This is a genomic window from Undibacterium sp. GrIS 1.2, assembly GCF_040544435.1.
Classification (GTDB): Bacteria; Pseudomonadota; Gammaproteobacteria; order Burkholderiales; family Burkholderiaceae_D; genus Undibacterium.
The window spans coordinates 20,082-34,414 of sequence record NZ_JBEONP010000037.1 but is presented as its reverse complement, the minus strand read 5'-3'; the positions used below and the strand labels follow the sequence as shown (position 1 = coordinate 34,414).

9 protein-coding genes are annotated in these 14,333 nt (G+C 44.0%); 4 read left to right on the top strand and 5 right to left on the bottom strand.

All coding sequences use genetic code 11. From position 1 onward, the window contains the following. Positions 1 to 72: 72 nt before the first annotated feature. The 4 genes from AAKU61_RS15600 to AAKU61_RS15585 form a co-directional block, all read right to left on the bottom strand. Positions 73 to 2,148 (bottom strand): TonB-dependent receptor domain-containing protein, encoded by a 2,076-nt coding sequence (locus AAKU61_RS15600; RefSeq protein WP_354333723.1) that lies wholly within the window; start codon positions 2,146 to 2,148, stop codon positions 73 to 75. A 144-nt stretch (positions 2,149 to 2,292) separates the two neighbouring features. Next, the gene (locus AAKU61_RS15595) at positions 2,293 to 2,679 is read right to left on the bottom strand and encodes a TonB-dependent receptor plug domain-containing protein (RefSeq protein WP_354333721.1); all 387 of its coding nucleotides are present in this window, start codon (positions 2,677 to 2,679) and stop codon (positions 2,293 to 2,295) included. An 851-nt stretch (positions 2,680 to 3,530) separates the two neighbouring features. Beyond that, positions 3,531 to 5,564 carry an oxidoreductase gene (locus AAKU61_RS15590; protein ID WP_354333719.1) on the bottom strand — a complete coding sequence of 678 codons (2,034 nt, stop codon included), beginning with the start codon at positions 5,562 to 5,564 and terminating at the stop codon, positions 3,531 to 3,533. Positions 5,565 to 6,029: 465 nt separating this feature from the next. Next, positions 6,030 to 6,308 carry a DUF4148 domain-containing protein gene (locus AAKU61_RS15585; RefSeq protein WP_354333718.1) on the bottom strand — a complete coding sequence of 93 codons (279 nt, stop codon included), beginning with the start codon at positions 6,306 to 6,308 and terminating at the stop codon, positions 6,030 to 6,032. Between the two features lie 277 nt (positions 6,309 to 6,585). Between AAKU61_RS15585 and AAKU61_RS15580 the strand changes: the two genes are divergently transcribed. Further along, the gene (locus tag AAKU61_RS15580) at positions 6,586 to 7,509 is read left to right on the top strand and encodes a LysR family transcriptional regulator (protein WP_354333716.1); all 924 of its coding nucleotides are present in this window, start codon (positions 6,586 to 6,588) and stop codon (positions 7,507 to 7,509) included. 8 nt (positions 7,510 to 7,517) lie between these two features. Here the strand turns inward: AAKU61_RS15580 and AAKU61_RS15575 are convergent, their stop codons facing one another. Continuing rightward, on the bottom strand, positions 7,518 to 8,246 hold the full coding sequence (locus AAKU61_RS15575) for a DUF1045 domain-containing protein (RefSeq protein ID WP_354333714.1): 729 nt from the start codon (positions 8,244 to 8,246) through the stop codon (positions 7,518 to 7,520). A gap of 76 nt (positions 8,247 to 8,322) precedes the next feature. Here AAKU61_RS15575 and AAKU61_RS15570 point away from each other — a divergent pair, with 76 nt between their 5' ends. The 3 genes from AAKU61_RS15570 to AAKU61_RS15560 all read left to right on the top strand — a co-directional run bounded on the left by AAKU61_RS15570 (position 8,323) and on the right by AAKU61_RS15560 (position 14,315). Then, positions 8,323 to 9,459, top strand: a complete 1,137-nt coding sequence (locus AAKU61_RS15570; protein WP_354333712.1) for an alpha-D-ribose 1-methylphosphonate 5-triphosphate diphosphatase — start codon at positions 8,323 to 8,325, stop codon at positions 9,457 to 9,459. 571 nt (positions 9,460 to 10,030) lie between these two features. Next, positions 10,031 to 12,922 carry a TonB-dependent receptor domain-containing protein gene (locus AAKU61_RS15565; RefSeq protein ID WP_354333710.1) on the top strand — a complete coding sequence of 964 codons (2,892 nt, stop codon included), beginning with the start codon at positions 10,031 to 10,033 and terminating at the stop codon, positions 12,920 to 12,922. Between the two features lie 118 nt (positions 12,923 to 13,040). After that, positions 13,041 to 14,315 (top strand): aspartyl/asparaginyl beta-hydroxylase domain-containing protein, encoded by a 1,275-nt coding sequence (locus AAKU61_RS15560; protein ID WP_354333708.1) that lies wholly within the window; start codon positions 13,041 to 13,043, stop codon positions 14,313 to 14,315. Positions 14,316 to 14,333 lie beyond the last annotated feature (18 nt).

The window sequence follows — 14,333 nt, the reverse complement described above, 5'->3', positions numbered from 1 at the left end:
ATAAATAAAAAGACGGCACAGAAAGTACATTCTGTGCCGTCTTTTATTATTTGCTAACTTAACTAGGTTTTATTAAAACTTGTAAGTTGCCCGCACGTACAAAGCACGTCCCAAAGGATTTGTGAAGTGTGGATCATACCCTTGTTGGAAGGTAACACCTTGATTAGTGAACGGTGGGTTGGTGTTAAACAGATTTTTCACGCCAGCCGTTAATGACAAGTTTTTAAATCCATTGTAAGACCCTGTGATTGCCCATACAGAATATGCTTTCACGTCTTGTACATATTGGTCGTCCACTGCATTCTGATCATGGTAACCGGACAAATATTTTTCCGACAGAGTAGCAATCCACGGACCGTTATTCCATTGCAAGCTCAGTGTGTGCTTCCAGCGGAATACAGGGCCATTGTCGGCAAACGTACCGACGTTTTCTGTATAAACGCCATTTTTTTCAGTCTGGTAAGAATAGCGATTTACATAAGTTCCTTCCATCGCCAGCATGAAGTTACCTAAAGAAGATTTAGGTAAGCGCCATGTGCCGCTCACATCAATACCGTCTGTTTTTGTGTCGCCCAAGTTGAAATTGGTTGCAGAGACGTAAGCTAAGGTGCCATCTGCATTGCGTACAAACAAATTGGCATATTTGACTGGATCTCCAAAGATGACAGATTCTGGCAGTGTGCCAATGCTGTCGGTCAGGTGAATATTCCAATAGTCAGCCGTCAATGTGACTGCTGGCGTTGGTTCAAACACGACACCTACAGAAAAGTTTTTAGCTTTTTCTGGTGTCAATCCTTTATTTCCGCCACTTTGAATATTTTGCTGCGCGTTACATGCGGTATTTGGGTTTGCACCTGGTATTGCTACTCCGCCTGGGCATAATTTTGGATCGTCATAAGTATCTGCAGTATTACTCACAACGTTAGGAGCATTTTTCTCGTACAAAGACGGTGCGCGGAATCCAGTATTGGCTGATGCGCGGAATAAAAGTTCTTTTGTTGGTTGATAACGCAAGCCAACTTTTGGATTGAACGTTGAGCCTACATCGCTGTAGTTATCTACCCGTCCGTCTAACGTCAGCTCCAATTCTTTGGTTATTGGTGCGATAAATTCTGCAAATACCGCTTCGATGTTACGTTGACCAGCGATACTCTTTGAATCTGACAAACCAGTACTTGATGCTTGAGAAGCGACCGCTGTGTTGACATCATAGTTAGCTTTGTCTTGATGTGCTTCTGCGCCAAACGCAATACCCATCGCACCGCCAGCCAATGCGCCAAACTCGCGACTCATTTTGAAATCTACGCCGGTAGAAGTAGTTTTTCCCGACAACGTTTGACCAACCAATTGAATGCTACTCAAGTATGCTGTACCAGCCGCATCTTGTGGTCCAAACGGATTCAAGATACCTGAAGTGACACCATTAAGTACACCAGTGTCTGTCACATAACCATGCGTCAGTGTGCTTGACGCTTGTGCTTGTGTGTAGATAAAACCAGTTTTATAGTCCCACGATCCGATAGTGCCTTCTAGTCCAGCCAAGAAGCGGTCAGATTTACTCACGTCTTTTTCTGTACGTTTGCCGACTTCCAACGGACGCCAGTTGATGCTTAGGTCACCAGTCAAACCAGGAAAAGCAGCTACACCGCCGCTACCACCAGGATAATACTTACTACCAACCGGAACAACCAATCCAGTCAACGCGGCACTCTCACCATCATACAAAGGCGCAGCAGCAACAGAGTTAATGTTTGTTGATTCTGAGTGTAAATATTCTACCGTTGCGTTGTTGTCGGCATTGAGTTTAAACGTACCCTTACCGAAAAAGCTGATTTGCTTAGTCTCTGGGATGTCATCTACTTGAGAAGTGTAGTCATAACGGCAGGTACCATTCGACGCTTTTGGGAAGGAATGATTTACTGGATCGCATCCGTTAGCAAAAGAGATGTTGCCGCCATTGCCACTACCATTATCAAAGAAGTTTGCTGACGGTGTATTTCCACTCGTTTTGTACAGACCTCTGTTAAGAATAATGCCTGTCGCTGAGAAATCACGCTGAACAGCAGTTAATGAATTTTGTTTGTGTGCGTCGATTACGCCAAAAATATTGAAGCCATCTTTCTCTAGATCGCCGTAACCAATGAGCAAGTTTGCGCGAGTTTCAGTTCCACCCGATTTTTGAGGTACGGTGGTTTCCGCTGTCAGTTCAACACCATTTACGGAGCGCTTAGTGATAAAGTTAATTACACCACCGATAGCATCAGTACCGTAGATCGCTGATGCTCCGTCGCGCTATACCTCAACTTGTTGAAGCGCGCTGATTGGGATAATGTTCAGATCGACGGCAGCACCATCATAGGGGTGATTGGCTATGCGACGCCCGTTTAACAGAATCAACGTTTTGTTTGAGCCTATGCCGCGTAAGTCTGCTAACGATACACCACCTGTAGAGGCGCCGACACTCTGACTCGCACCTTGTGAAGATTGGTTTGATGCTAATGAACTTACAACTTGTTCTGCGGTAGTTAAACCCTGCTTCACGAAATCATCTGCTTTAATGACGGTCACTGGCAAAGAACTCTCAGCCGCTAAACGTTTAATAGATGAACCTGTGACTTCAACACGTTGTACTGCTGCTTCTTGTGAGAACGCAGGATGTACAAACATACCTAAGCTCAAAGCGATCCCGCTTGAGAATATGATTCTGACTGATCGAGACAGAATTTTTTCTTTAATCATTACTACACTCCTAAGGACGGTTGAAGTACGAATTTTTCAACTTCTCAAACTTTTTTCGCACGATATTTTGTAAATAAAACCAAGGTTTTGGACTCTTACATGTAAATAAAGTCGCCAAAATTTCTTGATGAAGTATGGGATCATTTCTGTAAGAAGGCTGTCAATAAATGTGCATGCGGACAACATCCAAAAATACAACATATTTTTTACGTTTTGAAGGCAAATTTTATTTTTCAAATTGATTTTTCAAGTCTTTGGTGAATTTCTTATCCATATGTTTTCTTAATTTTTATGAGAATAAAATTCTCAATTTAAATAAATTTACAAAATTAAAAGTGATTTAATGTATTTAAATTGAAATTATCTTCAATTAGTTATTTTTTTAACTGGTAAAAAAAGTAGAAAAAACCAAGGGTTTTAGTCAATATATTAAGATCAAAAAATAGCAAGGCCTAGTACGATACGATGCACTTTGTATTAATAAGTTACAAAAAACATCTCGTTTTTATGGCTAGAAAACCACTTTTTATGAGTATTTATTGAATAAACAATTTGTTCTTTTGAGAAGTCTGGGAGCAAACTGAACGTTAGCTTTCGCTAAACTAACGTTATGGATGATCAGGTTTGTGGTGTGAGATTCTTCTGGGGGTGTCCAGAAAATTCCTGAACATGTCAGGTAAGCCTATGTAGGCCAGCAAAGATTGCTTGAGGGAGTAGCTTTATAGTTTTAATGGCTATCTGGCAATGTCTTGATATATTTATGAACGGCAACTTTATACAAATCTGTACAACTACAAACTAACAGCCAATTCAGCACCCTCTTTAATCGCCCGCTTCGCATCCAACTCTGATGCCAATGCCGCACCGCCAATTTTATGAAACCGCGGACTTTGGTCACCAGGGTTCTCTGGCATCAGTTCAGTCAATGATTCTTGCCCCGCGCAGAGAATGACGTTATCGACTTCCAGTACGCGTGCTTGACCGTTGACGGTGATGTGTAAACCCTGATCGTCAATTTTTAGATACTCAACGCCCGCCAGCATTTCTACGCCATTGCGTTGTAATGTAGCGCGATGCACCCAGCCTGAAGTTTTACCTAGGCCTGCGCCAACTTTGCTGGCTTTGCGTTGCAAGAGATAAATCTGGCGATACGGATTGGCGGGTTCTGGGGTGATCAGACCGCCGTTTCTGTGCGCTTGTGGGTCAACGCCCCATTCGGCAAACCAGTGTTGCAAGCTCACTGGCAAGGCGACTGCCGGGTCGTGTAATAAGTATTCGCCGACATCAAAGCCGATGCCGCCTGCGCCGATGATCGCAACGCGTTTGCCTACCGGTTTTTTATGTAGCAGGACGTCAATGTAGGATAAAACTTTGGGATGATCTACACCCTCTAACCTAGGCGTGCGTGGCACGATGCCGGTGGCGACGATGATGTCGTCGAAACTTTGTGATAACAATTGCTCGCGGGTGACGCGTTGGTTTAATTGGAGTTTGACACCTGTCGAGGTGATTTTCTTACCGAAGTAGCGCAAGGTTTCTGCAAACTCTTCTTTACCCGGTACTTGCATGGCGATTTTAAACTGGCCGCCGATGCTGTCGCTACTGTCGAACAAGGTCACATCATGCCCACATTCGGCGGCGACAGTGGCGGCAGATAATCCCGCTGGGCCAGCGCCGATGACGGCAACGCGTTTGCGCTTGATGGTTTTGATATAGCGTAATTCGGTCTCATGTCCGGCTCGCGGGTTGACCAGACAGGAGGCACGTTTGTTCGAAAAGGTATGGTCAAGACAGGCTTGATTACAGGCGATGCAGGTATTGATGGTATCGGCGTGACCAGCGGCGGCTTTGTTGACGAATTCCGGATCGGCTAAAAAAGGTCGTGCCATCGATACCATGTCGGCATCGCCGCGCGCAATAATCGCCTCGCCCTGGTCAGGCATGTTGATACGATTGGAGGCGACTACGGGAATCGACACCGCTTTTTTCAGGCGACCAGCGACGCTGGCGAATGCCGCGCGCGGTACCGAGGTGACGATGGTGGGCACGCGGGCTTCATGCCAGCCGATACCAGTATTGAGAATATTGACGCCAGCTTGCTCTAGCGCCTGCGCTACTTCTACCACCTCTTGCCAGCTGTTATCGCCTTCGACCAGATCGAGTATAGAGTGGCGATACATGATGATGAAGTTGCTACCGACAGCAGCGCGTACGCGACGGACGATGTCGACCGGCAGACGCATCCGGTTTTCTATGCTGCCGCCCCAGCGATCCTTGCGCAGATTAGTGCGGGCGCACAGAAATTGGTTGAGCAAATAGCCTTCGCTGCCCATGATTTCAACCCCGTCATAGCCGGATTTTTGTGCCAGTCGAGCGCAGCGTACATAAGCTCGTATGGTGCTTTCGATGCCGCTCTCGGTCAGCGCTTTGGGCTTGAACAGGGAGATTGGCGATTTTTTTGCCGAGGCGGAAACGACGAAGGGTTGGTAACCATAGCGACCGGAGTGCAGGATTTGCATCACAATCTTGCCGCCTTCTTCATGCACGGCGCGGGTGACTTTTTTATGATTCCAGATATCGGCAAGGCTATTCATGGTGCCGCCAAATGGCAACAACCAGCCACGCCTGTTGGGTGAGACGCCGCCAGTGACGATCAGACCTGCGCCACCACGCGCTCTTTCACGAAAATACTCTGCTAGTTTGTGATAATTATAAAAGCGGTCTTCCAAACCCGTATGCATAGAACCCATGATGGTACGGTTACGCAGAGTCGTGAAGCCGAGATCCAGCGGGGCGAGCAAGTGTGGATAATGTGGGTTTGGCATAGGACGCTTTACTAAAAGTGTTGGTGTTGCGCAAGAATACACAAATGCCGTTAGTAAGGGATAACTAAGAGATAGTTTGTGCACTCTAATAGTATGGCCTCTAAAAGCGGCACTTCTAAAAAATTGATACCGCAGCACTGAGTTGTTGTATTGCAGGCGTTAAGGCCGTATTTACTGCTTCTTGTAAGATGAAAGTTGGGCAGTATTCATATACTCCCCATAGATATTGTTAAAATCGCCTTATTGTCCATTAATTCTATGGACAACTTAATATTACTAGGTGGGAGTATTTTTTTGTGGAGGAAAATAATGTTCTATATAAAAGCAAAACGCCACCCTAAGGTGGCGTTTTAACATCTGATCTGCTCAAAACTTTCTAACGCTCTGGCGATATTTGCCAGAAGTAAAAACTGAGTTAAAGCAGATGTAAGCCTGAGTTAAGACCTACATCAGCTTAACTTTGACTTATTCAGTAGTGCTAGTTTTAGCTTTTGCTGCTTTAGCTGTTTCTAATTTAGAGTCAGCTTGGTCTTTTGTAGTGCTTGCTGTTGCAGTTGTGCTTTTCGGCGCTACAAACCAGGCAAATTCTTGACCGCCAACTTGCTCGCCAGCTGCGCGGGCTTGTGCCAACTCAGCGACGACTTCAGCACGAGTTTTTGTGGACGTTGTCGCATCTGCAGCAAAAGCAGCGCTAGTTGTCAAAGCGATCAGGCTAACAGCAGCAAATATTTGTTTCGCATTCATGTTCATTCTCCAGTAATCAAATTAAGTAAGTGGTAACTCATCGTTGGACCAATCCTGGCTCGGCATATGCCGGTCTCAATTTGCATGAGAAGTGAATTAAAACCTACACCATTCACTTCCGATGCCAACTGCAACATGCCTGAGGATTTGGCTTCGATGCGCTATTTATGTTGCACTGCACACCGATGAAAGGAGTATAGGCTTTTCGGATTGAACAAGAAAGGTGGTAATCAGTAATATACTATTGCGGAATACGAAACAATAAGGGGCTTGAAAAATGGATCGCTTGCAATCGATGCGTATTTTTTCCAAGGTAGTCGAGCTAGGGAGCTTTGCCCGTGCCGCGTTATCGCTGGAGGTGTCCAACGCGGTAGTCACTCGTTACATGGCTGATTTAGAGACGCATCTTGGGACGCGCTTGCTTAATCGTACCACTCGAAAACTATCATTGACAGAAACAGGGAAAATCTACTTAGAGCGTGTGCGCCAAATTTTGGCCGATGTGGATGACGCCGATGCGGTTGCTTCATTCTCTGCAAAAAAGCCTAGCGGCACCTTGCGGATTTACTCGCATCCCGGTTTTGGCAAGACCCAGCTAGCGCCCTTATTACCTAGATTTGCTAAAGAATTTCCAGACGTCGTGTTGGATGTCAGGATTTCTGATCGGACTGTCGATCTGGTAGAGGAGGGAATTGATGTTGGTTTTTTCCTTAACTTACAAAAAATAGACGCTAGCATGATCGCCCGTAAGCTTGCTACTTCCGAGGTGATGTTGTGCGCATCGCCTCAGTATTTAAAGCAGTACGGTGTGCCGAAAGATGCCGACGATGTGTCTAACCATAAGTGCCTGAATTTTGGTTATGACTTCATGCGGGATAACTGGATGGTTCAGGGGCGGAAGGGTGCTTTGCCCGAGCCGCGACCAATTCCCGTCCATAGCTGCGTTATTTCTAATAATGCCGATGTACTCAGGGTTTGTGCGCTAGCCGGTATGGGCTTGGTATTGCGTCCTTCGTTTACTTTGGGCGACGATTTAATTAGCGGTCGCTTGGTCAGGTTATTTCCCGAATACTCGTTGGGCGAAGTGTCGGTCTCTATGGTCTATCCAAGCCGTCGTTTGCTGTCTGCCAAGGTCAGAAACTTTGTTAATTTTGTTTCCGACCAATTTCCACATCCTGAAAGTGATATGTGGCTGAGTTAGTGTCTACTTTAGTCGTCTATATTGACTGGGCTAACCGCGTGAACGCGCCCACGAAAATAACAGCGATGCAGTAGCGAGAACGCTGCACCCGGATACTCTTCTTTAAAAATACAAAGATGATCGATGCTTAAAGGTACATCAATTGCAAAGCATGCTTCAGCAGCCTGCTGCAAAATTAACGCCGTTGAGTAATCGATATGCGCCAGAGAATCGGTCAGTGTCATGTGGAAGCGATATTGCTCTTCGGTATAAGGATAAGCCCAACGTTTTAGCAACTCTTCTTGCCGCGCCGTCAAATTTTGTTGGCGACGCTTTTGCCAGTCAGCATCAGTCATCGGCGCACGTAATGGATCAAAATATACCACGCAGTCTTGGGCAAGCGCTGCAATTTCGCTATGGCCGGTGGTCGTTTGCAGTGCTAAAAAATCTCCCAACTTTTGTACACTCGGCGTAACGATGTTCAGCGCTGTAGTCTGCTGACAAAATTGGGCGACATGCTGCACTAAATCATCTTCATTTACGCCTTGTGCCAGACTGAATGGTGCTTTTAAGGTGGCATGAAATCCGTACCTGCGCGCATTTTGAGTCAGATCCGCTAGGTAATTTGGCTTCATTCCAGAGATCAGATTTTGTGAGGGATGTGTATCAGACGACGGATCTCGCCCCAGCCAATGGCAACCGGCATGCCACCAGGGTGAATCAGCATTGGGCGCAAAATAGAGAGCGTAACGTGTCATAGGCCTATTGGATTGAGCGCGTTTCGCCACATAGCGCATGCTATGCTTCCAGCCGCACCCAATAATCAAAATCGATATGATACACACCATACGCAACGCCAGAATCGTGACGACCGATTCTGAATTTATCGGTAGCTTTTGCTATGAAGAGCAAATGATTACCGATGTGTCCTCCGGCAATACTGGATTAGCAGGCACTAATTGGGACGGGGATTTTCTACTACCAGGTCTGGTAGAAATTCATACTGACAACCTAGAAAAACATTTAATGCCGCGACCCAAGGTCAGTTGGCCGATCTTGCCCGCAATTGTTGCGCATGATGCGCAAATTGCCGCTTCTGGTATCACCACTGTATTGGATGCAATTGCTATCGGCGATATCGATACCGACAGCCTGCGCATGCAGACATTGCATGCCAGTATTCAGGGTTTGCAAACTGCAGCAAGCGCCGGTATTTTGCGCGCAGATCATTTTTTACATTTACGCCTTGAGCTAGCAGAACCAAAGCTGATCGAGATGTTCACGCCATTCCTGCAAGATCATCGCTTAAAACTCGTCTCGTTAATGGATCACACGCCAGGTCAAAGACAGTGGACGAATTTGCAACATTATCGTACCTATGTAACGGGCAAGCGTGGTTGGACCAACGAAAAAGTGGATGGTATGTTGGCACATTTACTAGAACGCCAGCAAACCCACGCTGCGGCTAACCGGAGGGAAGTCATCAGATTGTGCCGCGAGTTAGCAACGCCCATCCCTTTGGCTAGCCATGATGACACCACACTAGATCATGTCAACGAGGGCGTGCTCGAAGGCGTCAGCATGTCAGAGTTCCCCACCACTTTAGCCGCGGCACAAGCTGCCCGCGAGCATCAATTAGCCATCATCATGGGCGCGCCCAATGTCGTTCGCGGCGGCTCTCATTCGGGCAATGTATCAGCCAAAGACTTAGCCAAGGCTGATTTGCTAGACGTTTTGTCATCAGATTACGTTCCAGCCAGCTTATTACACGCCGCTTTTTTACTCCAAGAGTCGGGCATGACTCTACCAAAAGCAATTGCAACAGTAACAAGTAATCCCGCAAAAATCTTAGGCATGCATGATCGGGGAGCAATCACAAAAGGCTTACGTGCAGACTTTATTCGGGTGCGGATGTTCGAGAATTTTCCGGTGGTTGTCGGGGTTTGGAAGGCAGGGAAGCAGATTGTCTGAGCTTGAAAGCAACAATAAATTATTATTTTATAAATAAAAATAAACGCACTTACAAAAACTTACATTTATAAATTGCACTAATTTGGGTCAATTTAGTGCAATTATTTAATGCGATACATTACATTTCCACGTAGCAATGATTTATCTAATATAAGTATTAACAAAACGAATGAGATATAAAAGTCTGAAAATCATTTATCTTAAAAAATAAAATATTAATCCTCATCATTTTTCCAAATTTTTATTTAGATTTATTTGAAAAAATACTTTCAAAGTTATTTTATTTAAGAAAAAAATCAAGCTTTAGAGATTTTTTAAAATGCACAAAACCTAAGCAATCCAAAAAAACTTATCAAAATATTCAAAAAACTTCTTGTTGTTTTTTTGTGCTACTTAGCTAAGGGCGCATTGACAGTAATCTTCCAGAAATGGTTCCATGCAGTATCAAGATTTTTTGATACTTTTGGATACGTTAATTTACAAAGATCAAAAAACTTGGGGTTGTTTGCAAACCTAAACAAAAAATTTCTGTTTTTGATAGATAGTCGCCATACCTTTAGGGAGTTACACAATGATAAAAGAAAAAATTCTGTCTCGATCAGTACGCTTAATGTTTACTGGGGGATTGATTTTAGGAGCGCAACTTGCTGCAGCTCAAGATGTTGAGAAAGTACAAAAGGTTGAGGTAACAGGTACTCGTATTCCTACGATTAATGTTGATGGCCCAAGTCCAGTAACTGTACTAAGCGCAAAAGATATTAAAATTGACGGTGCAAGAAGTGTAGAAGATTTATTAAATAATCTTCCACAAGTGTTTGCTGACCAAGGTGGTGCCGTTTCTAACGGCGCAACTGGTACATCTACTGTGAGTTTGCGTGGCTTAGGTGCTGATCGCACTTTGGTGCTAGTAAATGGTCGTCGTTTGCCATCAGGTAGCGTTAACAGTACCGCAGCCGATCTGAATGAAGTACCAGCTGGCTTGATCAAGCGCGTTGACGTATTGACAGGTGGAGCTGGAGCTGTTTACGGCGCAGGTGCTGTAGCAGGTGTCGTTAACTTTATTCTCAAAGATAATTACGAAGGTGTTGAACTACAAGTAAACTCCAGTGGTAATAACCACAGCCAACATAATGATGTAGGTGCTGTGGTCAGTGGTCGTGGCTTTCCGGTACCAGGCAGCATTGGGTATGACGGCAAAGTTCAAGACGCTAGTATTTTAATGGGTAGTAACTTTGCCGATGGTAAAGGTAATGCGACCCTTTATTTCACTTATAAGAAAACGGATGCTCTATTGCAATCACAACGCGATTTTTCGTCTTGTGCACTAGGTTCTTCCGCGGCAGGATTTAGCTGCAGTGGCTCTGGCACACCAACGGGTGGTCGCGTCGGTTTGCAATCTGGAGGAGGCTCGTTCACTAACGCAGACGGAAATGGAACAGCGCGTAAGTATGTTTCAAAAACAGATGCGTACAATTTTGGACCGTTAAACTATTTACAACGTCCATCGGAAATTTATGGTTTCAATGCGCAAGCACATTTTGATATCAACGATCAAGTACGTGTGTACGAAGAATTTAACTTCCATACTTACAATACAGACGCGCAGGTCGCTCCCGGCGGTGTATTTTATGGACAGCAAGCAACTTTATCTTATGATAACCCTTTGCTTTCTAGTTCTTGGAAGTCCGCACTTGGTTTAAATAACCCTGGTGATACCGCTGCTGTGTTTGTTGGCAAGCGTAACGTGGAAGGTGGTCCTCGTATCAGTAGCATCACCGATACGTCATATCGTAACGTCTTAGGCGTTAAAGGTGATGTAGGCAATTGGCATTATGACGCTTTTGCACAAATCTCTCGTGTAAATCACCAGGAATCAGAAAATAATTATTTTTCTACTACTAGGATTGCTAACGCGTTAGATGTCGTAAATGTAAATGGTCAGGCAGTCTGTCGCTCTGTAGTAAATGGAAGCGATCCTACTTGTGTACCTTATAACATGTTTAAACTTGGTGGCGTAAACCAAGCTGCTCTTAATTATCTTCAAGTAACTGGTTTGAAAACAGGATATACGCAACAAACTGTTTTGGGCGCTAATATTGGCTCTGATTTATCAGCTTATGGTATTAAGTCTCCATGGTCATCAAGCGGCATTGGTGTTTCTTTTGGTACTGAACAGCGTGCAGAAAAACTCGTTTATACACCAGATCTCGAAAATTCTACTGGTGATTTAGCTGGTAGCGGCGGTCCGTCACCAGCAGTTGCTGGTAGCTACTCTGTTAAAGAAGCGTTTGGTGAAGTTCATATTCCTATCGCAGAAAAGCTTCCATTTATTGAATCCTTAGATTTGAGTACTAGTTATCGTTATTCAGACTACAGTACAAATAAAACTACGAACACCTACGGATTAGGTTTGGAGTGGTCACCAATTAAACAGCTGCGACTGCGTGGTAGTTATCAAGTGGCGGTTCGTGCTCCAACGATATTTGACTTATATAACCAGCAGGCAGTGGGTTTAAATGGCCCTTCAGATGATCCATGTAGCGGCACTACTCCATCAGCTAGCGCTGCTCAATGTGCGAAAACAGGAGTTACTGCAGCGCAATATGGTAACGTGACTAACAACTCGGCTAATCAGTATCAGTCTTTGACGGGTGGCAACCAAAATGTTAATCCTGAAAAAGCGAAAACTTACACATTAGGATTCGTAGTAGAGCCTGTTAAAAATCTGAGTATTACAGTTGATGCATTTAACATTAAGATCGACAATACTATAAGCACAGTTGATCCAACTACAGCATTAAATCAATGCTTGCAAACAGGTAACCCTGTCTTCTGTAATCTGGTTCATCGTGATAAGTTCGGCAGTCTTTGGTTGTCTACTGACGGGTACATTCTTGCCAATACAACAAATATTGGAAAAGTAACGACTTCTGGTATTGATGTCGGTGGTAGCTACAGCTTTAAACTGAACACTCTAGGTAGCTTAAACTTTGGTTTCAATGGAACTTATCTGAGCAAGCTGACGACTGAGAACGTGCCTGGTTTAGGTGCTTACGATTGCAAAGGGTATTTTGGTGCTACTTGTGGTACACCAAATCCAGAGTGGCGTCATAAGTTCCGTACCACTTGGGCAACACCATGGAAAGTGGAAGTTTCCGGAACTTGGCGTCACTTTAGCAGTGTAAATAACGATACGTTAAATCCAAGTCCTTTGTTGGCTGGTACAGTTAACCCAATTGAGGCTACTTTGGGCGCACGTGACTACTTCGATTTATATGCGGCGTATCCAATCACGAAAACAATCACTATCAGTGGTGGTATTAATAACTTGTTTGACAAGGATCCGCCAATTGCTTCAACTAACGCTACAGCAGCAGCAGGTTCGGCAAATGGTAATACTTATCCACAAGTCTATGATTCATACGGACGCAAGCTATTTATAAACTTGACTGCTAAATTCTGAGCCAGTTCTTTTTATAGGTGATGTGAGATAAAAAACGGCAAGCTTTAGTTTGCCGTTTTTTTATGTAAATAGATAAGGACGATTTGCTAAAGACCATAAGCCGGAAAAGTGAAACTAAATGGAAACAACTCGAGCAATCTTAAAAGAAATTGAAGTGTTGACTGCGCTAGCTAAGAATGCCATTCAAGCGGGTAATGAACAAGAAGCACTAAAGTTTTGGAGCGCAATTTTGCAAATGTCTCCTAATCATGTTCTGACATTAAGTGAGTTAGGAAAACATGCATTAAAAAGAGGCGAATTTAAATCAGCTTTAATTGCGTTTCAGAGGATCGTTTCCATAGATTCGAGCAACCTGCAGTCATGGATTAGCTTGGCAATTACTTATCGTCAATTAAAGGATGAAGCAGCTGAAGAGCGATCCATTCAGCAGGCACTAATTATTGATCCTAGCGATCTGCTAGCATTGATAATGCGTGCCGATTTACTCGATAGACAGGGCTTACATCACCAAGCTGTTGTGGCTCATGTAGCCGTAGCCAAAGTCGCTCCCCCAATGGAAAAATTACATCCAAGTCTTCACCCATCAGTTTTACATGCAACTAAGTATAAGGAAGACTACGATAAAAAATATGCACAATTTCTAGATGACTATTTGGCACCTTTTTATAAAGAATTTTCCGATGAAAAGCTTCATCGCTTTCGAGATTCTATTGACATCTTGGTTGGTCGCAAAAAAAGGTTTGATTCACAATCAGTTGGTTTTCATTACTCTAGCCTTGCTCCTATCGAATTTTTCGAGCGAGAGGAATTTCCTTGGCTTGTAAAAATTGAACAGGAAACAGATCAAATCCGCGATGAATTTTTACAAATATTACAGGCCGAAAAAGGTTTTACACCTTATCTTGAATATCCTCAAGGGTTACCATTGAACCAGTTTGCAGAATTAAATAATTCGCCAAATTGGAGTGCATTTCATTTATATAAAAACGGTCTATTAATAGAAGAAAATACAATGAAGTGCCCAAGAACTATGGAGTTGCTGTCAAATGTTCCGCAGCCTATTCAATTGGATAAAACACCGTCTGCAATGTTTTCTTTACTTAAACCATTTACAAAAATTCCACCACATACTGGTATTTCAAATGTACGGTTAGTTACCCATATCCCCCTGATTATTCCGAACGATTGTGGTTTTCGAGTTGGGAACCAAGTAAGATCTTGGGAGCCGGGGAAAGCATTAATATTTGACGATACAATTGAGCACGAGGCTTGGAATAATAGTAATAAGTTGCGAGTCGTACTTATATTCGACATTTGGCATCCGCATTTAAGTATCGCAGAGAGGGCGCTAATAACAGCAATGTCGCATGGTATAAAAGCATTCAAAAATTAAATAACTCATGCTTTCGTT

Coding starts and splice junctions, on each gene's coding strand:
- AAKU61_RS15575 (WP_354333714.1), bottom strand. CDS start 8,246: ATGACACGTTACGCTCTCTATTTTGCGCCCAATGCTGATTCACCCTGG.
- AAKU61_RS15580 (WP_354333716.1), top strand. CDS start 6,586: ATGGATCGCTTGCAATCGATGCGTATTTTTTCCAAGGTAGTCGAGCTA.
- AAKU61_RS15570 (WP_354333712.1), top strand. CDS start 8,323: ATGATACACACCATACGCAACGCCAGAATCGTGACGACCGATTCTGAA.
- AAKU61_RS15565 (WP_354333710.1), top strand. CDS start 10,031: ATGATAAAAGAAAAAATTCTGTCTCGATCAGTACGCTTAATGTTTACT.
- AAKU61_RS15585 (WP_354333718.1), bottom strand. CDS start 6,308: ATGAATGCGAAACAAATATTTGCTGCTGTTAGCCTGATCGCTTTGACA.
- AAKU61_RS15560 (WP_354333708.1), top strand. CDS start 13,041: ATGGAAACAACTCGAGCAATCTTAAAAGAAATTGAAGTGTTGACTGCG.
- AAKU61_RS15590 (WP_354333719.1), bottom strand. CDS start 5,564: ATGCCAAACCCACATTATCCACACTTGCTCGCCCCGCTGGATCTCGGC.